Raw genomic sequence first — 22,039 nt, 5'->3', positions numbered from 1 at the left:
GGACCAAGTGTTTGACAGCCGAAGGAGAATTCCGATGGCCGATGAACATCCTCGCGTCCAGTCCGCGCGCGATCATGACGACAGGGACGTGATCGAGGGCATGATCCCCGGCGGCGCGGCGACGCCTTCGACCGGCGGCGGCGCGCTGGCGCGCGATCTGGGGTCGCAGGACGACCTGCATCAGGTGGACGATCCCGACAGCCACAAGCGCGTCACCAAACAGGCTGCCATCGACACCGGCCAGGCCAATCGCAGCGATCGGCACGGCAACGATTGACCCGGGCGCGTCGGCGGTCGATGCAGCGCACATGGCTGCCGACGACAAGACCAACCGCAACATCGCGCTGCTGATCGACGCCGACAATGCGTCATGGCAGGCGCTGGACCCCGTGCTGACCGCGCTCGCGGAGTTCGGCAGCGTCAACGTTCGGCGCGTTTATGGCAATTGGTCCAAGGACGGGCTGAAGGGCTGGCGCGACATGAGCGTGCGCCACGGCATCGAGCCGCAGCAGCAGTTCGACCTGACCAAAGGCAAGAACGCCACCGACATGAAGATGACGATCGACGCGATGGACCTGCTCCATCGTGGCCGGATCGACGCGTTCGGCATCATGTCCTCGGACAGCGACTTCATGCCTCTCGCCACCCGCATCCGACAGGATGGGCTGGATGTCTATGGCTTCGGCAACAGCAACACGCCCGCCGGTTTCCGCAATGCCTGCACCCGCTTCATCGACGTCAATGCGCTGCTGGAGACGACCAAGCCGAAGCGCGCGCGCCGGGTCGAGGTGCCGATCGGCGAATCGGTTCCGCCATCGATCGGGGCGGTGGCGGCCCCTGCCCCGGCTGTCCCCGCGACAACGAAGGTCGATGATCCCGAACTGCTGCACCTGCTCCACGACGCCTATGATTCGCTGAAACCCGACGCCAAGGGGTTCGTCGGCCTGTCGGCACTGGGGCAGCGCGCGGCGAACCGGTCGAGCTTCGACGTGCGCAACTATGGATACAAGCGGCTGTCGGACCTGGTCGACGCGATTCCGTCGATCGACGTCGACCGGCGCGAGAATAGCGTCTTCGTGCGCTGGAAGGATTGACGATGCGGCTTGCTCCTCTGGTTTGCGCGCTGACGCTCGCCACCCCCACCATGGCGCAGGATGCGGTGCCGCGGCGACTGTCGGACGATGTGAAGGTGCTCGCCTCCGACCCGTTCGGCGGACGTGCACCGGGAACGGCAGGCGAAACGAGGACGCTCGACTGGGCAGTGGCGCGGTTCAAGGCGCTGGGCTTGGAGCCCGGCGGCGAGAACGGCGCCTGGCTCCAGAAGGTGCCGCTGATCCACACCCGCATCGCGCCCGGCGCGCGGATGACGATCGGCGAGGCGGTGCTGGCACAGGGCAAGGAAATCGCCGTCACCACGGTCCGCGATGCGGCGGGGATCGACATCGCCCACTCGCCGATGGTGTTCGTCGGCTATGGCGTCTCGGCGCCGGAGGCTGGCTGGGACGATTTCAAGGGGATGGACCTGCGCGGCAAGACCTTGGTCTTTCTGGTCAACGACCCGGATTTCGAGGCGCAGACAGGCGAAGACGCCAAGGGCCGTTTCGGCGACCGGCGCATGACCTATTACGGTCGCTGGACCTACAAGTTCGAGGAAGCCGCGCGGCGTGGCGCGGCGGCGGCGCTGATCGTCCATGACACCGGCGGGGCGGGCTATCCGTGGTCGACGGTGAACGCCTCGAACGGCGAGAATTACGATATCGTCCGCGCCGCCAACGACGGCCGCGTGCCATTGCAGGGCTGGATCGCGCATGACGAGGCGGACAAGCTGTTCGCCGAGGCGGGTCTCGATCTCGCAAGGCTGCGCGTCGCGGCGCGCTCGAAGGCGTTCCGCCCGGTGGCGATGAAGCGCGACTTTTCTGCCAAGGCCGAGGTTGCGGTCGAACGGATCGAGAGCGCCAACGTGCTCGCGAAGCTGCCCGGACGGACGCGCCCTGACGAAACGGTGATGTTCGCCGCACATTGGGACGCTTATGGCGAAGGACCGGCGGATGCGTCGGGCAAGACGTTGCGGCCGGGAGCGAACGACGATGCGCTGGGCGTCGCGGGCGTGGTCGAGCTGGCGCGGCTGTTCAAGGCCGGGCCGGCGCCGGAGCGGTCGTTGGTCTTCGCTCTATGGACCGGTGAAGAGCGTGGGCTGCTCGGGTCCGAATATTATGCCACCCATCCCGTCTATCCGCTGGCGAAGACCGCCGCGAATCTGACGCTCGACATCCTCCAGACGGCGGGTCCGGCGAAGGACGTGGTGCTGGTCGGGCAAGGGCAATCGTCGCTCGACGCGATGCTGGCCGATGCGGCGCGCGCGCAGGGGCGTGTCGTGACGCCCGAGACGTTCAGCGAGCGCGGACTGTTCTATCGCGCCGATCACTTCTCGGTCGTGCGGCGCGGGGTGCCGTCGCTGCTGCTGATGGCGCTGGGCGGCGCGTCGGACCTGACGAACGGCGGGCGCGCGGGCGGGCAGAAATGGCTCGACGATTACATGGCCTGCTACCACAAGACCTGCGACGCCTGGGACGCGGGCTGGGATCTGCGCGGGGCGGCTGCGGACGTCGACCTGTTCCACGCGATGGGCGCGCGGCTGGCAAAAGCCGGCGTATGGCCGACTTGGAGCGCGAGGAGCGAGTTTCGTAGCATACGTCAAGAAACTGCCGCCGCACGGCGCTAAGACCGCCATCGGGTCCGAAACGGAGGAGCTTGCCCCCCGCCCTTCCACCGCCTGCGGCACAGCTTGCGGCGTCGCAACGCAAGCGGGGGACCGGATGAAACTTACGATCGACGATGTGGTGATCTGCCTGGCGCTGCTATTGGGCTTTTCCACATCTTTGGTGATGTTGATCGCCAATCAGTCGTGGGGAACCCACTTCCCGGCCAGCATGATCGCCTTTTTCGCGGCAGTGTCTGTCGCCGCGCTGATCTACCGCTTTCTTGGCGGATCGGGCGACGCACAATTCCGCATGGGCGTGCTCCAGATCACCGGCTCCGCCGCGATCCTGTTCGGCGCCACATGGTTCCTGGGCGGCCAGATCAAGGACGAGAGCACATTATTCCAAACCGACGGAGAATATGCGCCAAAGCTCGCCGAGAAGCAGGCCGCACTGAACCGTGCCAAAGAAGACGTCGCGCGATTGATCGAGGAAAAGCGCGACTTGGAGTCCAAGCTCACGGAGGTCAGCAAAGGTCGCAACGGCGACATTATCGGACAAATCCGCAGCATGCGTCCCGACGACCCGACCATCTCGAACATTCGCCGAATGATCGCCAACGAGGATCCGCCATTTCAAGAAACCCTGCGTCAATTGCCGGCGCGCGTGACACTAAACGACGCGATGACCAATGCGAACGTTTATCGAATCTGCCTAGATACGCAGGTGTCTCTCTTTCAAAATCTTGACACGCAGAAGGATCGCCTTCGCATGAGGCGAAATCGTGCTGACGGAAATACCGGCTACGTCGATATGGTTCGTGGCGGCACAATCGAGAACGCGCAAGTTTGCACGCTGCCTGCGCGCGACCGCAGCTTCGACATCCAGATCACCTGTGCGGACGCGGCGCAACTTTTCCCCGACCGCATCATTCGCTGCAACGGACTGAAACCGGTATGGCAGCCTGGTGCGACCACGATCCGTGGAGAGATGGTCACGCTTGGCGCCTTGCCACCACGCTGAGGGCGGAGCACCATCGCGCCCCGCCCCCCCGATATCAACGAGTCAGCTTCTTGTACGCCAGTCGCGTCGGGCGATCGGCGGCGTCGCCCATGCGGCGGCGCTTGTCTTCCTCGTAGCTTTCGTAATTACCCTCGAACCACTCGACGTGGCTGTCGCCCTCGAACGCCAGGATGTGCGTGCAGAGGCGGTCGAGGAAGAAGCGATCGTGGCTGATGACGACCGCACAGCCCGCGAACGTCTCCAGCGCCTCTTCGAGCGCCCGCAGCGTCTCGACGTCGAGGTCGTTGGTCGGTTCGTCGAGCAGCAGGACGTTGCCGCCCTCCTTCAGCATCTTGGCCATGTGGACGCGGTTGCGTTCACCGCCTGACAGCTGGCCGACCTTCTTCTGCTGGTCCGGCCCGCGGAAGTTGAACGCGCCGACATAGGCACGCGTGCCCAGTTCCTGCTTGCCGAAGCGGAAGACCTCCAGCTCGTCGGAGATTTCCTGCCAGACGTTCTTGTTCGGATCCAGATCGTCGCGGCTCTGGTCGACATAGCCGAGCTTGACGGTCGAGCCGACCTCGATCGTCCCGGCATCGGGCTTTTCCTGCCCGGTGATGAGCTTGAACAGCGTCGACTTGCCCGCGCCGTTCGGCCCGATCACGCCGACGATGCCGCCCGGCGGCAGCATGAAGTCGAGGTTCTCGAACAGCAACTTGTCGCCATACGACTTGGTCAGCCCCTTGGCCTCGATCACCTTGCCGCCCAGCCGCTCGGGAAGCTGGATGAGGATCTGCGCCTTGCCAGCGACGCGATTCTCCTGCTTTTCCATCAGTTCGTCGAACGCGCGGATACGCGCCTTGCTCTTGGTCTGGCGCGCCTTGGGAGTCTGGCGCATCCACGCCAGCTCGTCGGCGATCGCACGCTGGCGGCCCGCTTCGTCGCGCTCCTCCTGCTCCAGCCGCTTGGCCTTCTTCTCCAGATAGCCGGAATAGTTCGACTCGTAGGTGTAGTACCGCCCGCGATCCAGCTCGAGCACCCAGTTCACGACATTGTCGAGGAAGTAGCGGTCGTGGGTAACGAGGATGACGTTGCCGGTATACTCCTTCAGGAAGTTCTCCAGCCACGCGACGCTTTCGGCGTCGAGGTGGTTGGTCGGTTCGTCGAGCAGCAGAATGTCGGGTTTCTCCAGCAGCAGTCGGCACAGCGCGACACGGCGGCGCTCACCGCCCGACAGCTTGCTGACGTCGGCGTCGCCCGGCGGGCAGCGCAACGCCTCCATCGCGACCTCGAGCTGGTTGTCGAGCGTCCAGCCGTCGACAGCGTCGATCTTCGCCTGAAGGTCGCCCATCTCCTCCATCAGCGCATCGAAATCGGTGTCATCCTGCGGATCGCCCATCTCGGCGGAGATGGCGTTGAAGCGATCGACCAGGTCGGCGATCGGGCGCACGCCGTCCTTGACGTTGCCCATCACGTCCTTGGCGGGATCGAGCTGCGGCTCCTGCGCCAGATAGCCGACGCGCACGCCCTCGGCAGCCCAGGCCTCGCCCTGGAACTCGGTGTCCATCCCGGCCATCACCTTCATCAGCGTGGACTTGCCCGCGCCGTTCGGACCGATGATCGCGATCTTCGCGCCCGGGATGAACTGCAGGTGGATGTTGTTCAGAACGGGCTTGTTCGCGCCCGGGAAGGTCTTGGTCAGACCCTTCATGACATAGGTATATTGGACGGCCATTGGGCGCGCGGCTCCGTGTGAAAGGTGGTGCGGCGAAAATCGTTGGCGCGCATGTAAGCGACCACCACGCCGTTGGCAAACCGCCGCGCGGCGGTTACGCCGGCCGGTATGAAGCCGCTTTACTCCCTCACCCTCGCCCTGTCGCTCGCCGCCTCGCCCGCACTGGCGCAGCGCATCGCCCCGCCCACCCCGCCGACGGTCGATCCGCAGGTCGCCGCCTTGCGCGATGCGGCGCTGAAGGACGACGTGGCATGGGATATCGTCGAAGGGCTGACCACGGAGGTTGGGCAGCGGCTGGCCGGCACCGAGGCGGAGGCGCGCGCGCGCGACTGGGCCGTGAAGAAGCTGACCGCACTGGGCTTCAGCAACGTGCGTGCCGAGACGTACCGGATGCCGGTGTGGGTGCGCGGGACCGAGGAAGCGCAGATCGTCGCGCCGGTGCCGCAAAAGCTCACGCTGGTCGCGCTCGGCAACTCCGCCGCGACACCGAAGGACGGGCTGACCGCCGAGTTGGTCGTGTTCCCGACCTATGCCGAATTCGCCAACGCGCCCGCCAGCGCGGTGCGCGGCAAGATCGTCTATATCGGCAACGCCATGGAGCCGACGCAGGACGGGTCCAGCTATGGCGCGAGCGGCTCGGCGCGCTTCACCGGCCCGGCCACGGCCTCGCAAAAGGGCGCGGCGGCGATCGTGATTCGTTCGATCGGCACCGACAAGCACCGCCTGCCCCATACCGGCGTCACCGACTTCCCCGCAGGCGTGAAGCCGATCCCGGCCGCGGCCCTATCTGTTCCCGATGCGACGCTGATCGAACGGCTGGCAACGCGCGGTCAGCCACTCCAACTGCGACTGCTGCTGACGCCGCGCCAGATCGGCGAGCGGGAATCCGGCAATGTCATCGCGGAAGTGCCGGGCACGGATCCGGCGGCGGGCGTGGTGCTGGTCGGGGGGCATCTCGACAGCTGGGATCTGGGCACCGGCGCGATCGACGACGCCAGCGGCGTTGCGATCACGGCTGCGGCGGCCAAGCGCATCCTCGACAGCGGGCAGCGCCCGCGACGGACGATCCGGGTCGTATGGTTCGGCGCCGAGGAGGTCGGCGGCTTCGGCGGCAAGGAATATGCGAAGCGTCACGGCAAGGAGCGTCATGCCATCGCCAGCGAGAGCGATTTCGGCGCCGACCGCGTCTGGCGGGTCGAAACGCAATTGCCCGATAGCGCCGCCCCGGTCGCGGCACGGCTGGCCAGCGCGCTCGCCCCGCTTGGCATCGTCGCCGCCAACGGGCGCGCAGGCGACGGCACCGACATCGCCCCGACGATCGCGACCGGGGTCGCCGGCGTCGATCTCAACCAGTCGGGACTGCGCTATTTCGATACGCATCACACACCCGACGACGTGATCGAGCGGATCGATCCCGAACAGCTACGCCAGAATGTCGCGGCATGGACCGCGATGCTTGCGGTGGTTGCCAACGCTTCAGAGGACATCGGGGCGGTGAAACGCCCGTGAAATACGGCCGAAAACCGGCCATTCCGCGGCAGCGCGGGGGCCACCGTTCGTCGCAACCTTTCCAATCGATGAATTTTGCTTATTGACCCCCTCTGTTGGTAGGGTATTGCGAGCGTTCGCGACGGCGCTGGGGTCGGGCGCGAGTGTTTTTATGTGATGCTTGGGAGCATTCCGATGAAGAAGATCCTGCTCGTTGCCGCCGCCGCTGGCCTGATGTCGGTCGCCGCTTGCTCGAAGTCGCCGGAAGCGGCTTCGGTCGAGAACAACGCCGACATGATGGCGGACAACATGGACGCAATGGCGGCCAACGTTGCCGACATGTCGAACACCACCGCGAACCCGTTCGCGGAAGATAACGCCGAGGCGGTTGCCGAGAACATCCACTCGGCCGCGGACAACGTCCGTGAGGCTGGCGAGGACGCCGCCAAGAACATGTAATCGATGGAGGTCGTGCCAGTGATGGTGAGGAAGCTCCTTCCCCTGTTGGCGGTCGCGCTGATCGGCGTGTCCGCGTGCAGCGACCAGACCGGCACGGCCTCGATCGGTAACAATGCCGAGGCGGTCGCCGACGCGCTGGAGCGCAAGGCCGACAATCTCGCGGCGATGGCCGATGCCACCGCCAACGACAGCGCCGCCGACCTGCTGGACGACGCTGCCGACAATCTCGACGACCAGGCGGACAATGTTCGCGAAACGGCCGAAGAGGACGCGGCCCGCCGCTGATCCCCTGCCCTTGCGGCAGCAGCGGCGCGGTCGACGTCATGAAGGCGCCTTTGATGGTGCCTCTTTGATATTCCGGTGCGAACGCGCGCTTGCGCCCCGCCACCGCGCGGCCTAGCTGATAGGACCGCATCTCGCGTCGGGGAGTGGCGCAGTCTGGTAGCGCGCCTGCTTTGGGAGCAGGATGTCGCAGGTTCGAATCCTGTCTCCCCGACCAACTCCCGCTAAGCTACTGATTTCACCCCGCCAACCCGGCGATCGGGAACCGTTGTACCCACGGTTGTACCCATCGCTGTAACCATCGGGGGCCAAGGCGTGGGATTGCCGAACTTGAAACTGCGCGGCGGCAGCTATCATAGGCGGCGCAAGATCATGGTGGCGGGCCAGCCGCTACCCCTCTCCATTTCATTACGCACCGGGAGTTTTTACCGCGCCCGCCTTATATCCGACCGACTGAGCGTCGTAGTCGAGGGTTTGCGCATGGCCTGTCGTCAGTTCACCGCTGCCGCCGCGATCCTGATCTGGCGCGTCGCCAACTTCGCGGTCGTGCCGCCCTTGCAGATGCGGGTGATGGATGCCGCGGCCGACGCGCCGAACCTCGCCTCCGCGATGAACATCGGGGCGTTCAACCTCGGCAATGCGATCGGCGCGGCATCGGGTGGCGGGGTGATCGGCGCCGGGTTGGGCCTGCCCGGTCTGGAACCTATCGTGCGCCCACGCCGCAGGGAAGCGCAGGCCAGTGGATCACCCTCCGGTTCCGATCGGGCGAAGGGCCTTCCGCATCCGGATCAGCGGCACGATGACGCCATCCACATCCGCGTCGGCACGTTCGAGCGGGCGATAGCCGCACGCGGCGTAGAGCCGCTCGCCGCTGGCGGTGCTCATCAGTTCGCCGGCCGTGAAACCCGCCTGCGCGGCCGCCTGCTCGCACCGGTCGAGCACCATGCGGCCAATCCCGCGCCGGACATGATCGGGGTGGGTGTACATCGCGCGGATACGGGCGGCGTCGCGGGCAGGGTCGAGCAGTGCGGGGTCGCGCAGCCCGGCGCTGTGATCGCCGCCATAGAGCGTCGCGCGCCGGCTCCATCCGCCACAGCCGACTGCCACCCCGTCTTCCTCGACGATGAAATAGGTGCCGTCACGCACCAATTGCGTATCCAGCCCCATCACGGCGCGGCTCGCGACGATTTGAGCGGGTGTCAGCACCGCCGCCTGACCGCGATCGATCGCCTGGGTCATCAGGTCGCGCAGCGTGCCCATATCCTCTTCCACGGCCCGGCGAATCGTCAGGACACCGCTCATGCCGCCAGTTCCAGCCGCCACGTCTCTCCCTGGAGGGGCACACCGAACCGGTCGTGCATCGCCGTCTCGACACAACGGAAGCCCTGCGCGGCATAGATGCGGCGAGCGGACTGCAGCACGCTATGGGTCCACAGCGTCAGCGCGGTGTAGCCGGCCTCGCGCGCGAAGCCGACGCATCGCGCGACCAGCGCCTCCCCGATCCCGCGCCGCCGCGCGAACGGTTCGACGTGGAGCAAGCGCAGGCGGGCGAGACGGTCACCCTCATCGGTGACGAACACCGCGCCGGCCATCACGCCGTCGATCTCCGCGACCCAGCATTGCTCGCGGGCGGGATCGAAGTCGCGCAGGAAGGCCGCGATCACCTCGCCCTCGATCACCTCAAGCTCGCGTCCCCAGCCATGGCTCTCGGCGTAGAGCACCGATTGCCGGGCGGCGATCAGCGCCGGTTCCCCCGTGCGGAACGAGCGGATATGGAACGCTCCACCTGACGCCGGGTCGAGCAACAGGCGAGCGCGCGTCAGCGCTTCGACGAGGTCGCGCCGGCTCGTGCCGGCCACCGTGCCAAGAAGATCGCTGACGGCCGCGCGCTGGCGTTCGTCGACGATCCTGAAGGCGTCGCGTCCAGCCTCGGTAAGCCGCAGGTCCCGGGCGCGCGCATCATCCGCCCGCACCGCGCGAACGACCCAGCCGCGCCCCTGGAACCGTGCGATCATACGGCTGAGATACCCCGCGTCCATGCCCAGCACGTCCTGCAACACGCTGGCGGTGACGGGCTCGCGTGTCGCGATCTCGAACAGCAGCCGCGCTTCGGGCAGGCTCGCGTCGGTGCCGAGGAAGCGCGTGTCCAGTGCGCCGATAGTCTGCGTGTAGAAGCGGTTGAACCGGCGGACCGCTGTGACGTCTGCGTTTTCCATGGTCGTCCTGCTGGCCCCAATTACTTGACGAAGTCAAGCATCACGGTAATGCCGGTTCCGGTGCGAGTTGCGCACGGATCGCCGCGGCATCCCGCCCCGGCGGTGCCCCGAACAGGCGGCGATAGTCGCGGCTGAATTGCGACAGGCTCTCGTAGCCGACCGCAAAGCCGACGCGGGCGACCTCCTCGGCGGCGATCAGCCGGCGGCGAGCCTCCTGTAATCGCACCTGCTTCTGGAACTGCACCGGCGTCATGGTCGTCACCGTCTTGAAGTGGCGATGGAAGCCGGGGACACTCATGCTGGCCAGCGCCGCCAGATCGGCCACGCGCAAGGTCTCCGCGTAATGGTCGCGGATGTGGGCGGTGGCGCGGCCGATCCGCGCGGCATGGGTGTCGGCGAGCCCGATCTGCCGCAGCGCCGGTCCCAGCGCCCCGCCCAGCAGGCGCCACACGATCTCGCGCCGGACGAGCGGCGCGAGCACCTGCGCGTCTCGGGGGGCATCGAGAAGGTCGAGCAGCCGCTTGAGAGGATCGCACAGCGCGGGATCGTGATCGGCCGTCGACAGCGCGGCGAAGGCGGGCGCATCGGCCAGCGCCCCGGCCAATTCGGCGAGCAGTTCGGTTACCACCGCCGGATCGATCGCCAGCGACAGCGCGAGATAGGGCGCCTCTTGGGTCGCCTGCGTGATCCGCGCCGTCACCGGCAGGTCGACGGAGGCGAGCAGGCACTGACCGGCGGCGTAGCGATAGCGTGTCTCGCCGAGCATCGTCGTCTTCGCGCCCTGCACGACGAGGCAGAAGGAGGGGCGATAGACCGCGCGGATGATGCCGCTCGGCGTCTCCGCGCGGGTGATCAGCAACCCTTCGATCGGCGTCTCGCGGCCATATGCGAACCAGTGACGCTCGATCAGTGGGGCAAGGTCGGTCAGCGTCGTCATCCGCTTCAAGCTAGCGCTTGATCCGCGCCGATGCACGGACAGCGGGTCATATTGATAGGATCGGGCAGGACATTGATCGGATCGGCGTCGCCACGCCGCGCGTTCGGCGCCTATCTCCCCTCAATCCGATCCCATCAGGAGAACGATCCCCATGCGTATGCGTCAGCTCGGCCACAGCGGCCTGTTCGTATCCGAACTCTGCCTCGGCACCATGACCTTCGGCGGCAACGAGGGGATGTGGGGGCAGATCGGTCAGCTCCGACAGGACGAAGCCGACGCGCTGGTAAGGACCGCGCTCGACGCCGGCATCAACTTCGTCGACACCGCCAATGTCTATGCCGGCGGCGAGAGCGAGCGTATCCTCGGCCAGTCGCTGAAGAACCTCGGCGTTTCCCGGGACGATGTCGTGGTCGCGACCAAGGTGCTGGGTCCAATGGGTGACGGCCCCAATGCGCGGGGCGCTTCGAGAGGCCACATCCTCAGCCAGTGCAAGCAGAGCCTGCAACGGCTCGGGCTGGACCATATCGACCTCTATCAGATCCACGGCTTCGATCCTGCGACGCCGATCGAGGAGACGCTGGAGGCGCTCGACACGCTCGTCCGCCACGGTCACGTCCGCTATCTCGGCCTGTCCAACTGGGCGGCATGGCAGGTGGTGAAGGCGGTCGGCATCGCGGAGGCGCGGCGGCTCGCGCCGATCCTGTCGCTCCAGGCCTATTACACGCTGGTCGGCCGCGATCTGGAGCGCGAAATCGTGCCAATGCTCCGCTCCGAGAAGATCGGGCTGATGGTGTGGAGCCCGCTCGCCGGCGGCTATCTGTCGGGCAAGTATGACGAAGAAGGTAAGGCGGTGGACGGCCGGCGCGCGACCTTCGACTTTCCGCCGGTCGACCGCACGCGCGGTTCGGTGGTGATCCCCGAAATGCGGCGCATCGCCGAGGCGAAGGGCTGCACCGTCGCGCAGGTAGCGCTCGCCTGGCTGCTCCACCAGCCGGTGGTGACGAGCGTTATCGTCGGGGCCAAGCGCATGGACCAGCTCGCCGACAACATCGCTGCAACGCAGGTGTCGCTCGACGCGGACGATCTCGCAACGCTCGATGCGGTGACGAAGCTGCCAGCGGAATACCCCGGCTGGATGCTTGAACGGCAAGGCGGCTATCGCGCGTGAGAGCCCGCCTGGGCGGCCCGTCGGTGCCGTCCACACGCGCAACGATGCCGTGGCTCCGAAGGCGACAAGCAGGCCGCAGGCGACATTCATGCCGGATACTAGGTCCGCAAGCGCACCGATCTCACAACAGCCTACTCTCCAAAGCGGAAACGAAATCCCAGGCCGAAGTAGCGGCCTTCGTAGCGCACGTCCTGAGTATAACGAAAACCGTTGGAATCAGCGAAGTAATTTGAAAAGGGCTTGGCCAGCAAATTGGTGGCATCCGCACTGATCGTAATATTCTTGGTGATATCATAACCAAAGGAGAAATCGAGCCTGCTGATGGCAGCGATGCGGTTTGCGAATTCCTTGTTGTTTACATCGACGCCATAGCCGCTGATGTACGAGCTACGCTTGTTATAGGAAAGGCGCGTGACGATCCCGTCCTTCTCGTAAAACACCGAGGCGTTGTACGCGATACGGGAAATGCCGGCGAGCTCACGGAACGGCCCGTAGGTGAAACTGTTGCCGGCTGCATCGAACGTCGGATTTCGTGTTTTCGCGTTCAGGTAAGTGGCATTGCCCTGGACGCCAAAACCCTTGAGGAAACCGGGCAGAAAGCCGAGAAACGACTGGAAACCGACCTCCGCGCCGGAAATTCGCCCTTCTCCGGAATTCTCGGGGCGGTTCAACCTGATATAGCCAAACGTCGGATCTTGAACGAAACGGGCATAGTTATTGATGAAGCCGAACAGGTCACGATAGAAGATGGCGGCGCTGACCGACCCGGATTTGCTGAAGTACCATTCCAGGCTCGCGTCGTAGTTTTTCGACGTCAGCGGTTTCAGATCGGGATTACCACCTCCACCGGTCGCCCTGACCGGCCCTGCGGGGCCCATTACGGTAGTAGCACCCGTCGCCTGGGTGATCGTCACGGCAGGGTTGAGGTCACCGAATTCGGGCTGGGTGCGGGTGTGCGTGTAGCCGAGGCGCAGTTGAAGCGCATCGGTGAACTTGACCCGCATGTTCATGCTCGGCAGCACGTCGACGTAATCCTGCCGCAAGGTCTGCGGCGTCGCGGTCGTGACGCCGTTGACGGTCGTACGCGACGTTCCCGAATATTGCCCGTTGGTGATGATGGCGCGCACGCCGGCGGTCCCGTCCACCTGCATCGATCCGACATCGAAACCGAATTTCCCGGAAATGTAGGCCGCATAGGTCTTTTCCTCGGCGAGGAATCGCGCTGCCGGTACGACCTGAACATCCTCGGACGTCCACGCTGCCAGATCAGCCGCAAGCTCGGCATTGTTCGGGTCCAGCGCCAGCCGTCGCCTCAGCCCCTCGCGCGAGAGCTGACGCAACTTGCTCTGGTTACCGTCGATGGCGGCAAACGGATAGCTCAAGTATTGCGTAAATCCCTGTGCGTTTCCACGAAAGCCGTTCGTGATCAGCGACAACTCTCCAATACTCAGGTCGGAGAGCGGCACCTTGAGCGCCTCCGTGTTCGCATATCGGCTACCGGAATATCTTTCGGCCTTTCGGGTAGTGACCCGATAGCCGACCTTGAGGCTCCGCAGCAGGGGCAGCGGATCGGTATCAAGGTCCAGATCGCCGCGCCATTGATAGCCGGTGCCCGCTGCGTAGAGCCGCGACTCGAAATACCCGCGCCAGATATATTGCGACGGATCGGTGATCTTGAAGTTGGGCAGACTGAAGGACGCACCGCCGGAACTCATGAAATCGACATCGATGGTTTGCGGCGACGCCAGCGCGGAATCGAGGCTGTGCTCGAAGAATTTGAAAATACTGGATGTATAGGCGAAGTCCGTCGACAGCGTTGCCCTGCCGGTGTGCCAGACCGCACCGGTAGCGACTTGGTAGCTGTCCGTGTACGCCTCATGCGTGGAGCGGAACGCCTGCTGCCGTACCCCGCCGTTCTTCGTCATGCTCTTGACGTAATTGGTTCCATCGACAAGCACGACGTTGGAAAGGGCCGGGTTCTCGGCTCGAAGGTCGTTCTCCCAGAGATCAAGGAAATTGTTGGCGCGATAGCCCTGAAAGTAACCTTCCGCATAGAATTCGAGGTCGCTGTTGGGCTTCCACTGCAATGCGACGTTTCCGGACGGCAGCCAGCGCTTCCCGCCGGGATTGTAGAGGCCCACCGAATAGGGATACCGAATGCCCTTCCCCGGGTTCGGGGAGATCGTGGATGTCGGACTCGAGTCCGTGACGAAGGTATTGTTGAAGCGGGTGGCGTTGTAGAATCGTTGACGTGAGTAGGTGAGGTTGATCAGGGCCCCCATCTCGCCGATGCCCGTGTCCCAGCGATTGGAGAGCAGGATGTTGCCGCTCGGGTCGAACAACTTGCTCTGATCGTTATAGGCGCCGCGCAGACCGCCGCCGACGACAATTCCCTTAAAGTCCAGCGGCCGGCGCGTCCGCACGTTCACCAGGCCTGCCAGGCCGGGCTCGATGAGGTCCGCAGTACCCGACTTATAGACCTCCAGCCCCGCGAGCGCCTGCGCGGGCAGATCCTGCAGCTGCGCGCGCCGCAATTCAGCGGTGAAGAATTCGCGGCCGTTATAGGTGGTCGCGACGTTCGGCAGACCACGGACGATCACCTGCGTGACCTGATCGGCGTTCCGATCGACCTGCACGCCGGGAATACGCGCCAGCGTCTCCGCCGCGCTGTCATCCGGTAGTTTTCCGATGTCCTGCGCCACCACCGCATCCAGGATCGCATCGGAATTCCGCTTGATTTGCGCGGCTGACGCCAGACTGCGCCTGAGAAGACCGGTGACGATGATATCTTCAGACGAGCCCGACCCACTTGCTTCGGGCGGCCGACCAGATGGCGCCCCCGGCCCCTCGGCGGCTGCCTCCGCAGCAGGGTCGATATCAGATCGAGAGGAACTTACGTCATCCGTCTTGCGGGATTGCGCGGCGGCTGGCGTCTCGAACTCAACGCTGGAGGAAAAATCCGCATTCTTCGCGCAAGCATTGCCGGACGTCGAAGCGACCAGAGCGGTGGACGCAAGCATCGCAAAATGCTTCATTTTTCCCTCCTTTTCGACCGTCTTTACGAGTCATTTGTCAGACAAAGATCAAAACGGAGCCGTAGATGTCAACACAGCAATCACGGCTTTCCGCGGCGCGCCACATCTCGCACGCCATAAGTAGTTGATAATTCAAAAGGTCATTCTTGTAATTTTTTGTGTCAATGTTCAGCATCATGAAATTTTCGACGATTGGCGTGCACTGATATGCCCCTACCCTGCGAACTGCCCCGACCACTGCAAATATCGTGCTCGCGTTTCCGCCATTTCACAAACCCGATCGCAAATCCTCAACGATCTTTAAGCAATCGTCCAACTTCTCAATCACGAACTACCCGCTTCTCGAATTCAATTAAGCTTGCGCCTTGGATTTTTCCCCGCAGGCTGTTCAACTCTCCTGCCACTCTGCTATTCTTCATACTTTTCGTTATTCACTTTTCCCATCTGGCGCGCAATCACTTCGACAGCACTCGTACTTTCGCCCATCTGACCGGACGTCCGCGTGAACAGCAGCCTCTTTGACTCACTTGCACCTTGCCGCACGACAAATGTCGTACATAATGCGCGCTTGAGAAGCGACGAGGTGACGTGCTCGCCATTGCCGCGACCGGGAGAGTCTGGATGAACCGCGCACCGCGTCCCTTGAAGATCGTATCTCTTGCGGTGGTGGGGGCGGTGCTGATCGGATCAGCCCCCCCCGCGGATCCGCTGACCGATGCCATCGCGCGGGCGCTGCGCTCGGATCCCGCATTTGAAGGCCCGATCCGCGGCAACGTGACGCTCCCTGACGATCCCTCGGCCATTCCGGGGCTGCCCGATGGTCCGAATATCGGAGAGGCGCGGATCACATGGCGATCATCCGATCCGGCGGTCATTTCCGACACCGACAAGGTGCGCGGCGCGGACGTCGTGCGCAAAGGGTTGGTCACGCGCGGCAGGACCGACCGCCGTCTGCGTCTGACCGCCACCGTATCGTTACCTGGCCGGTCTCCGGTCGCCGTTCCGATCGACGTGACCGTACGAGCCGCACCCCCCACCCCGCTTCCACTGTCCGCCTATATGTTCGTCTATTTCAGTGGAAATACGATCGACGGCGAAAAGCTGCGCTTCGCGCTGTCCGACGGCAACAATGCCCTGCAATGGAAGGCGCTGAACGATGCGCAGCCGGTCCTGGAGTCGCGCGACGGCACGCGCGGCCTGCGCGACCCGTTCATCATGCGCTCTGCGGAAGGCGACCGCTTCTTCCTGCTCGCAACGGACCTGTCCACGGGTCGCACCGGCTGGGGCGGTTCGACGACACATGGCAGCCGCTATCTCGAAATATGGGAATCCACCGACCTGATCCACTGGGGACGGCAGCGCCACGTCCGCGTCAACCTGCCCGACGCGGGAATGACCTGGGCACCGGAAGCGACCTATGATCCCACGATCGGCGCCTATGTCGTCTATTGGACCTCGACGCTCTACAAGGATGGCGCGCACACGGTCGAGGATGGCAACGGGCCGCAGATACTGCGGGCGACCACTCGCGATTTCCGCAGCTTCACCGATCCGGTTCCATGGTTCAAGGCCGCCGATGTGCCTGGCGCGATCACGGCAAAGGGCATGATCGACGCGACCGTCCTGAAGGACGGCGACCGCTACTACCGTTTCACCAAGATCAGCGATGCGCGCGGCTGCCCCTCCAGCGACATCCTCGCACAGGTTTCCCCCTCGCTCCGGGCCGATGGTGCCTCGGGTGCGTGGAGGATCATCGACCGTTGCATCGGCCGTCGCGCGGGTACGCCGGAGGTGGAAGGGCCGACCGCCTTCCGCGCCAATCCCGGCGATACCAGCGGGTTCCGGTACTTCCTGTGGGTCGACGATTATGGCGGCGTCGGTTACATCCCGCTCGCTACCCGGTCGCTCGAGGGCAAGGTCGCATGGACCTACCCACGACGGTTCGCGCTGCCCCAATCACCCCGCCACGGCACGGTCATGGCGATCACGGCGGCCGAGCGTGACGCGCTGATCGCGCGATGGGGGCGTCCGGGGTCAGATTCCCCAACGTTAGCGGACCGCTGGGTTGTCGGGCCGGTTCTGCGATCGCCAACCCGCCTGCCCGTTCCCGCGGGTTATGTCGCCACATGGCATGTCGATGGTCGCGCATTGCCCGACGATGTCCTCACCAACAACGGCGCGGAGCCGCGCACCGTCCGGCTGAAGGGAACGTTGCGCGGACCGGACGGCACGACCTTGACGAAACACTTCACCGTCAGGTTGCTGGGCGCGTCGGCGCGCAGGCTGGAGGCCTATGCGCGCGTTCCCACCACGATCCAGGACGCGAACCAGCCGACCGTGGCGCGAAGCGTCCATCTGGCGCTGACCAGATCCGATGGTCGAATGACGCCACTAAACGACGATTACGGCGTGATGTTCGCGCGGGGAGACTATGTCGGCGTCGATCGCGTGTCGCTTCGGGGGGTGATGGACCCGTCGCTTTTCTACTTCGCCGATGGTGCGCTGGGCGTCATCGCGACGCGGGTGGACATGAGCGGCACGCCGGACACCGCCTCATCCGCGACGGTCGTCTTTCGCGACGATCCGACCTCCGCGAACTTTACCGAACTGGGCACGCTGAATCTGGGAACGGACGACGGTGTCACCCGCCCGCGCGCGGTTTGGGATAGTGACGCCCGCCGTTACCTCGTGTCGTGGATCGACCGGTCCGGCGCCCCGCGCTGGACCACGGTCGCCGACCTCGCGCGCCTGGAATGGCGCAGGACGTCCTTCTATCCCGAGACCGGCGGTCGCCGCGCCGTGATCGCAGCCGAAGGAAATGTCGGCGCCGTACGTTCCGGCAAGGTGACGACCAGCGACGACGACGCCCTGCCGGTCGACGATGCGACCGCTGCGGCGCTGACGACCCGCTTCGACCGGATCGCCAACACGACGGCGACGGTCGCCCCCCGGACCGTGGCGTTGCGGGAAGTCGGGAAGCTCAAGACCGCAAGCGTGACCCTGGGGTATTCGGATGGCTCCACCGCCACGCGTGCGGTGGACTGGGACGCGGTCGACCTGGCGCGACTGACCCGGCCCGGCCGTTATCTGGTCCATGGCACCGTCCGCCAGCGCCGCTATCCCGACATCTTCGCCTATAACCGCGCCGATCCCGACATCTATCGCTGGGACAAGGGAGGACGCGTCCGCTATCTCTTCGTCGCCACCGACGACACCGACAATGACAATGTGGGCTCGCCCCATCTGCCGCTTCGCGTCGCGAATTCTATCGCGGATCTCGCCGATGACCATGGCGGTCGGGCGCGCGAAATCGATCTGCTCGACCGACGTAATCGTCACGAGCGCACTGTAGAGGGACGAACGATCGCCGGGTGCTATTGGGCACCCGAAATGCACGAGATCGGCGGGCGGCTCTCCATCCTGTTCGCGCCCTGCTTCAACCCCCGCGATGATCGATCCTCCGAAGGCGGCATCTGGTCGACGGTGGAATCGCATATCATCCAGCTTCGGGACGGCGGCGATCCGGCCAACCCCGCCGACTGGTCGCAACCCGCCGCGGTCCGCAAGGCCGATGGCACTCCGCTCGGCCGGCCCGAGATGCCCGCCAACATCAGCCTCGACATGTCATACTTCGAGGTACGCGGTCAGGGCTATTACATCTGGTCGCAACGTTATCTGCCGGCATCGGGCCCGCTTGGCGACCCCTTGACGTGGATCGCCAAGGTTGATCCTGCGCGACCGACGCGACTGGCCGGCCCCCCGTCCGCGATCATCGCCCCCGAGACGTCCGTCGAGGAGAATCTTGCCGAGGGGGCGTTTGCGCTGATCCATGACAAGCGATTGACGCTCGTCTATTCCAGTTCGGGCGTCAGCCCGACCTACGTCGTCAACGGCACCTCCGCACCACTCGACGCCGACCTCACGCGGATCGACGCGTGGCGCAAATGGTCCGCGCCGCTTCAGAAGAGCGTGCCGATGCCGGCAGGCGATCGAGACTATCGCCGCTACGAGCAGGGGCCAGGTCACGGCGCCTTCACGACCGATGAGGATGGCAACCCGCTCTATGTCTATCACACATGGGGCAATGGTGTCGGCGGCGACGGCCGGGACACACGAGTGCGTCGTGTCCATTGGGCGGCCGATGGTCGCCCCCTGCTGGAGATGAGCCCGGACGAGGAAGTCTCCCCCGCCAACCGTCGCGTCACGATGGAGGTCATCGTCCTCTGACCGGGCCCGACCGGCTCATCGAGCATGTCACGCCGTTGTCGGCCATCAGCCGCTGGAACTTCTCGCTCGTATATTGACTGCCTTGGTCTGAGTGATGCGGCAGGGCATCGGGCTTCCCGCGCCGCCGGACCGCCATCATCGGCGCGTCGGTGACGAGTTGAGCGGTCATGCTGTCGCTCATCGACCAGCCGACCACCCGGCGCGAGAACAGGTCGATGACGACGGCGACGTACAGCCATCCTTCGGCGGTCCAGATGTAGGTGAAGTCGGCGATCCACGGCTGGTTGGGCGCCTCGGCCGTGAACTGGCGGTCAAGGAGGTTAGGGGACGTGCACCGACCGAACCTCAAGGCGTGCTTCGGGCACGTCCCGCAATCGGGCGTGGAGAGTCAGGTCGCTGACTTTCTCATCAACGGTCGTGAGGTCGACGAGGAACAGCCAACAGCCGTCCATCCAGCGATAACCGGACCGCTCCCACGCGGCGCTGTTCAATGATCCCAGAGGAGCGCCGTAGGCATTGAGGTTGTTGGCGATGTTTCCCTCCAATGTTTCAGCCGATCGCTACGGACGCAGCGTCGCGGCTCGCATCTTGGCTGTCATCGACAGGCGCTGCTCGCTAGCGTTCGGGCCAGCGGCAAGCCTGTACTGACCGCCAGCGACTTTCCATTGCCGCGCTCGGGCATCCCAGTTGGCGAGCAAGCGCGGATCAACCTGGATTTCGACGACCCGGCTCTCACCCGGTTGCAATTCGACCTTCGACCAACCCAAAAGGCGCTGCTGCTTCCGCGCGGGCCCGCGAAGGAGATAGAGCTGCGCCGTTTCCGTCCCGGCACGGTTGCCGGTGTTCTTGATCGCGACCTTCACCTTCAACGGATCGATTCCCACCACCGTGAGGTCCGAGTAGCCGAACGTCGTGTAGGAAAGGCCATAGCCGAACGGGAACGCGGGCTTGAACCCCTGCTCGGCAAACCAGCGATAGCCGACGGACGAGCCCTCCTTGTAATCGACGGAGAAAGGCTTCGATTCCCAGAATTTCTTGGGCTGCACCGGGTTCAGGTCGAGCCCTGCCGGGCTGCGTCGTGGCATCTGATCGAGGCTGTCGGCGAAGGTCATGGGCAGCCGCCCTTGCGGATTGACCTCACCAAACAGAACCCGGGCGATCGCTTCGCCGCCTGCGCCCCCCGGATACCAGGCTTCGATAATGGCCGGGATCTTGCCACGCCACGACGTCAGCACCGGTCCGCCCGTCTCCATTACGACGACCGTCTTCGGGTTTGCTGCGGCGACGGCCGCGATCAATGCCTCTTGGTGATCGGACAGCCGGACACTGACGTCGACGCCCTCCAGGGCCCATTGCTCGACGAAGACGACTGCCACGTCGACCGCTTTGGCGGCCGCGACGGCACTGGCGATGTCGAGCCCGGCGTCGAACGTCACCTGGCCGCTCGCGCGCCGCTTGATCGCATCGAGCGGGGCGGAGGGATGGTAGACCGGCCCCTTCGCGCTTTCAGGGTAGCCGGCAGGAAGCGCGCCTCGCACATAGCCGTAGGGCATCACTTGGGACGAACCGCCCCCAGAGAGTACACCGACATCCGCGTGTCCTCCGATAACGGCGAGACTGCGGGCCGATGCCGCGAGGGGCAGGATGTTGCCGTCGTTCTTGAGAAGAACGATACCGGCCTCCGCCGCACGTTGCGCGACCAGATTGTCGCCCGCCACGTCGAGCGGCCCCAGCGAGGGCTGCGGGTCGATGGCACCGACGGCGAAGAGGCTGCGGAGTACGCGATGAACCATCTCGTCGACGCGGCTCTGCGAGACGGTGCCCGCCAGCACGGCCGCCTTGAGCGGCGCGCCGTAATACACCTCCTTGTCGAGTTCCTGGCCGGACTGCTGATCGAGACCGGCATTGGCGGCGGCAACTGAATGGGTCGCCCCCCAGTCGGACATCACCCAGCCCTTGTATCCCCAGTCCTTGCGCAGCACCCCGGTCAGGAGGTCCTGGTTCTCGCAGGCGTAGCGTCCATTGACTTTGTTATAGGCGCACATGACGGACGCGGGCTGCCCATCCTCGATGGCAAGTTCAAATGCGAGAAGATCGGATTCCCGCAGCGCACCTTCCCCGATGCGGGCATCGATCCCGTGTCGGCCGGTCTCCTGTGCGTTCAAGATGAAATGCTTGACAGTGGACGCGACATGCTGGCCCTGAATGCCGGCGATCGATGCCCCGGCAAGGCGCCCTGCCAGCAGGGCGTCTTCGCCGAGATACTCGAAGTTGCGACCGTTGAAGGCGTCACGAACGAGGTTCACGCCGCCTGCGAGCAGGACATTATACCCGCGCTGCCTGGTCTGCTTTGCGATCATCGCGCCGCCATCGTGCGCAATCACGGGATCCCAGGTCGCCGCGAGCGAGGCTCCGGACGGCAGCGCCGTCGCATCGTTGCCATAGGGACCGTTCTCGGCGACGCCCACGCTGGCATCGGTTTCTCGGATCGGCGGTATTCCGACCCGGGGCACACCCGCGAAATAGCCTCCGGACGGAGCCGCATCCGCGGGAAGGACACGCATCATGCGCGGGAAATGGCCATTCAGAAGCGAGATCTTCTCGTCGAGCGTCAGCATCGCCACGAGTCGGGCCGCGCGCTCATCGGCCGATAGCGCAACCTGAGCGGCGGGCGGTGTGGCCTGCTGCGCAGAAACAGGTGCCGCGGAAAGGATGGCGGATAGCGCGACGCCGATGAAGAAATTGGGGGTTTTCATAACGTCTCCTGCGGCTCAGACGATTGCTGCAACGA

Annotated in this window: 15 protein-coding genes, 1 tRNA gene and 2 pseudogenes; 11 read left to right on the top strand and 7 right to left on the bottom strand. The window is 64.9% G+C overall.

The genetic code is table 11. The features are described from left to right. Positions 1 to 34: 34 nt before the first annotated feature. The 4 genes from NS334_RS12565 (at position 35) to NS334_RS12550 (ending at position 3,722) form a co-directional block, all read left to right on the top strand. On the top strand, positions 35 to 277 hold the full coding sequence (locus NS334_RS12565) for a hypothetical protein (RefSeq protein WP_058756299.1): 243 nt from the start codon (positions 35 to 37) through the stop codon (positions 275 to 277). Between the two features lie 31 nt (positions 278 to 308). Next, a complete protein-coding gene (locus NS334_RS12560; RefSeq protein ID WP_058756298.1) occupies positions 309 to 1,094 on the top strand; it encodes an NYN domain-containing protein in 786 nt (261 codons plus the stop codon). 2 nt (positions 1,095 to 1,096) lie between these two features. Continuing rightward, complete coding sequence (locus NS334_RS12555; RefSeq protein WP_058756297.1) at positions 1,097 to 2,722, top strand: M28 family peptidase; 1,626 nt, start codon at positions 1,097 to 1,099, stop codon at positions 2,720 to 2,722. 94 nt (positions 2,723 to 2,816) lie between these two features. Then, a complete protein-coding gene (locus tag NS334_RS12550; protein ID WP_058756296.1) occupies positions 2,817 to 3,722 on the top strand; it encodes a hypothetical protein in 906 nt (301 codons plus the stop codon). 34 nt (positions 3,723 to 3,756) lie between these two features. Here the strand turns inward: NS334_RS12550 and ettA are convergent, their stop codons facing one another. Then, positions 3,757 to 5,436: an energy-dependent translational throttle protein EttA gene (ettA, locus tag NS334_RS12545; protein WP_058756295.1), complete on the bottom strand. Its 1,680-nt coding sequence runs from the start codon at positions 5,434 to 5,436 to the stop codon at positions 3,757 to 3,759. A gap of 108 nt (positions 5,437 to 5,544) precedes the next feature. On the opposite strand from ettA, the gene NS334_RS12540 reads away from it, so the two are divergent. The 5 genes and pseudogenes from NS334_RS12540 to NS334_RS19125 all read left to right on the top strand — a co-directional run. Further along, positions 5,545 to 6,945, top strand: a complete 1,401-nt coding sequence (locus tag NS334_RS12540) for a M20/M25/M40 family metallo-hydrolase (RefSeq protein ID WP_058756294.1) — start codon at positions 5,545 to 5,547, stop codon at positions 6,943 to 6,945. A 174-nt stretch (positions 6,946 to 7,119) separates the two neighbouring features. Beyond that, complete coding sequence (locus NS334_RS12535) at positions 7,120 to 7,383, top strand: hypothetical protein (protein WP_058756293.1); 264 nt, start codon at positions 7,120 to 7,122, stop codon at positions 7,381 to 7,383. Between the two features lie 21 nt (positions 7,384 to 7,404). Further along, on the top strand, positions 7,405 to 7,668 hold the full coding sequence (locus NS334_RS12530; protein ID WP_193753091.1) for a hypothetical protein: 264 nt from the start codon (positions 7,405 to 7,407) through the stop codon (positions 7,666 to 7,668). Positions 7,669 to 7,805: 137 nt separating this feature from the next. After that, positions 7,806 to 7,882 (top strand) — tRNA-Pro (locus NS334_RS12525). Positions 7,883 to 8,184: 302 nt separating this feature from the next. After that, positions 8,185 to 8,358 (top strand): annotated as a pseudogene (locus NS334_RS19125) (MFS transporter); the annotation flags it as partial. A gap of 51 nt (positions 8,359 to 8,409) precedes the next feature. Here NS334_RS19125 and NS334_RS12520 read toward each other — a convergent pair. Genes NS334_RS12520 through NS334_RS12510 form a run of 3 tightly spaced genes read right to left on the bottom strand, consistent with a single transcriptional unit; the run spans position 8,410 to position 10,818 of the window. Next, on the bottom strand, positions 8,410 to 8,967 hold the full coding sequence (locus tag NS334_RS12520; RefSeq protein ID WP_058756291.1) for a GNAT family N-acetyltransferase: 558 nt from the start codon (positions 8,965 to 8,967) through the stop codon (positions 8,410 to 8,412). After that, complete coding sequence (locus NS334_RS12515) at positions 8,964 to 9,881, bottom strand: bifunctional helix-turn-helix transcriptional regulator/GNAT family N-acetyltransferase (RefSeq protein WP_058756290.1); 918 nt, start codon at positions 9,879 to 9,881, stop codon at positions 8,964 to 8,966. The genes NS334_RS12520 and NS334_RS12515 overlap by 4 nt, the downstream gene beginning before the upstream one ends. 40 nt (positions 9,882 to 9,921) lie before the next feature. Beyond that, the gene (locus NS334_RS12510; RefSeq protein WP_058756289.1) at positions 9,922 to 10,818 is read right to left on the bottom strand and encodes an AraC family transcriptional regulator; all 897 of its coding nucleotides are present in this window, start codon (positions 10,816 to 10,818) and stop codon (positions 9,922 to 9,924) included. A 151-nt stretch (positions 10,819 to 10,969) separates the two neighbouring features. Here NS334_RS12510 and NS334_RS12505 point away from each other — a divergent pair, with 151 nt between their 5' ends. Next, entirely contained in the window at positions 10,970 to 11,986 is a 1,017-nt protein-coding gene (locus NS334_RS12505) for an aldo/keto reductase (protein ID WP_058756288.1), read from the top strand. Positions 11,987 to 12,117: 131 nt separating this feature from the next. Here the strand turns inward: NS334_RS12505 and NS334_RS12500 are convergent, their stop codons facing one another. Then, positions 12,118 to 15,021 carry a TonB-dependent receptor gene (locus NS334_RS12500; RefSeq protein ID WP_083500459.1) on the bottom strand — a complete coding sequence of 968 codons (2,904 nt, stop codon included), beginning with the start codon at positions 15,019 to 15,021 and terminating at the stop codon, positions 12,118 to 12,120. 621 nt (positions 15,022 to 15,642) lie between these two features. Between NS334_RS12500 and NS334_RS12495 the strand changes: the two genes are divergently transcribed. Then, positions 15,643 to 19,248 carry a family 43 glycosylhydrolase gene (locus tag NS334_RS12495; RefSeq protein ID WP_083500458.1) on the top strand — a complete coding sequence of 1,202 codons (3,606 nt, stop codon included), beginning with the start codon at positions 15,643 to 15,645 and terminating at the stop codon, positions 19,246 to 19,248. Here the strand turns inward: NS334_RS12495 and NS334_RS12490 are convergent. Together NS334_RS12490 and NS334_RS12485 are read right to left on the bottom strand one after the other, a co-directional pair. Further along, positions 19,247 to 19,739: pseudogene (locus NS334_RS12490) on the bottom strand (DDE-type integrase/transposase/recombinase); the annotation flags it as partial. The gene NS334_RS12495 and the pseudogene NS334_RS12490 overlap by 2 nt on opposite strands. A gap of 69 nt (positions 19,740 to 19,808) precedes the next feature. Next, complete coding sequence (locus NS334_RS12485) at positions 19,809 to 22,004, bottom strand: beta-glucosidase family protein (protein WP_058756286.1); 2,196 nt, start codon at positions 22,002 to 22,004, stop codon at positions 19,809 to 19,811. Positions 22,005 to 22,039 lie beyond the last annotated feature (35 nt).

Source organism: Sphingomonas endophytica (assembly GCF_001476895.1).
In the GTDB taxonomy this organism is placed as follows: Bacteria; Pseudomonadota; Alphaproteobacteria; order Sphingomonadales; family Sphingomonadaceae; genus Sphingomonas; species Sphingomonas endophytica_A.
The sequence above is the reverse complement of the archived record's forward strand: the minus strand, read 5'-3'. Positions and strand labels throughout refer to the sequence as shown.

Bases quoted from the DNA above. Each gene is read 5' to 3' on its own strand.
- NS334_RS12565 (WP_058756299.1), top strand. From the start codon at position 35: ATGGCCGATGAACATCCTCGCGTCCAGTCCGCGCGCGATCATGACGAC.
- NS334_RS12560 (WP_058756298.1), top strand. From the start codon at position 309: ATGGCTGCCGACGACAAGACCAACCGCAACATCGCGCTGCTGATCGAC.
- NS334_RS12555 (WP_058756297.1), top strand. From the start codon at position 1,097: ATGCGGCTTGCTCCTCTGGTTTGCGCGCTGACGCTCGCCACCCCCACC.
- NS334_RS12550 (WP_058756296.1), top strand. From the start codon at position 2,817: ATGAAACTTACGATCGACGATGTGGTGATCTGCCTGGCGCTGCTATTG.
- ettA (WP_058756295.1), bottom strand. From the start codon at position 5,436: ATGGCCGTCCAATATACCTATGTCATGAAGGGTCTGACCAAGACCTTC.
- NS334_RS12540 (WP_058756294.1), top strand. From the start codon at position 5,545: ATGAAGCCGCTTTACTCCCTCACCCTCGCCCTGTCGCTCGCCGCCTCG.
- NS334_RS12535 (WP_058756293.1), top strand. From the start codon at position 7,120: ATGAAGAAGATCCTGCTCGTTGCCGCCGCCGCTGGCCTGATGTCGGTC.
- NS334_RS12530 (WP_193753091.1), top strand. From the start codon at position 7,405: ATGGTGAGGAAGCTCCTTCCCCTGTTGGCGGTCGCGCTGATCGGCGTG.
- NS334_RS12520 (WP_058756291.1), bottom strand. From the start codon at position 8,967: ATGAGCGGTGTCCTGACGATTCGCCGGGCCGTGGAAGAGGATATGGGC.
- NS334_RS12515 (WP_058756290.1), bottom strand. From the start codon at position 9,881: ATGGAAAACGCAGACGTCACAGCGGTCCGCCGGTTCAACCGCTTCTAC.
- NS334_RS12510 (WP_058756289.1), bottom strand. From the start codon at position 10,818: ATGACGACGCTGACCGACCTTGCCCCACTGATCGAGCGTCACTGGTTC.
- NS334_RS12505 (WP_058756288.1), top strand. From the start codon at position 10,970: ATGCGTATGCGTCAGCTCGGCCACAGCGGCCTGTTCGTATCCGAACTC.
- NS334_RS12500 (WP_083500459.1), bottom strand. From the start codon at position 15,021: ATGAAGCATTTTGCGATGCTTGCGTCCACCGCTCTGGTCGCTTCGACG.
- NS334_RS12495 (WP_083500458.1), top strand. From the start codon at position 15,643: ATGAACCGCGCACCGCGTCCCTTGAAGATCGTATCTCTTGCGGTGGTG.
- NS334_RS12485 (WP_058756286.1), bottom strand. From the start codon at position 22,004: ATGAAAACCCCCAATTTCTTCATCGGCGTCGCGCTATCCGCCATCCTT.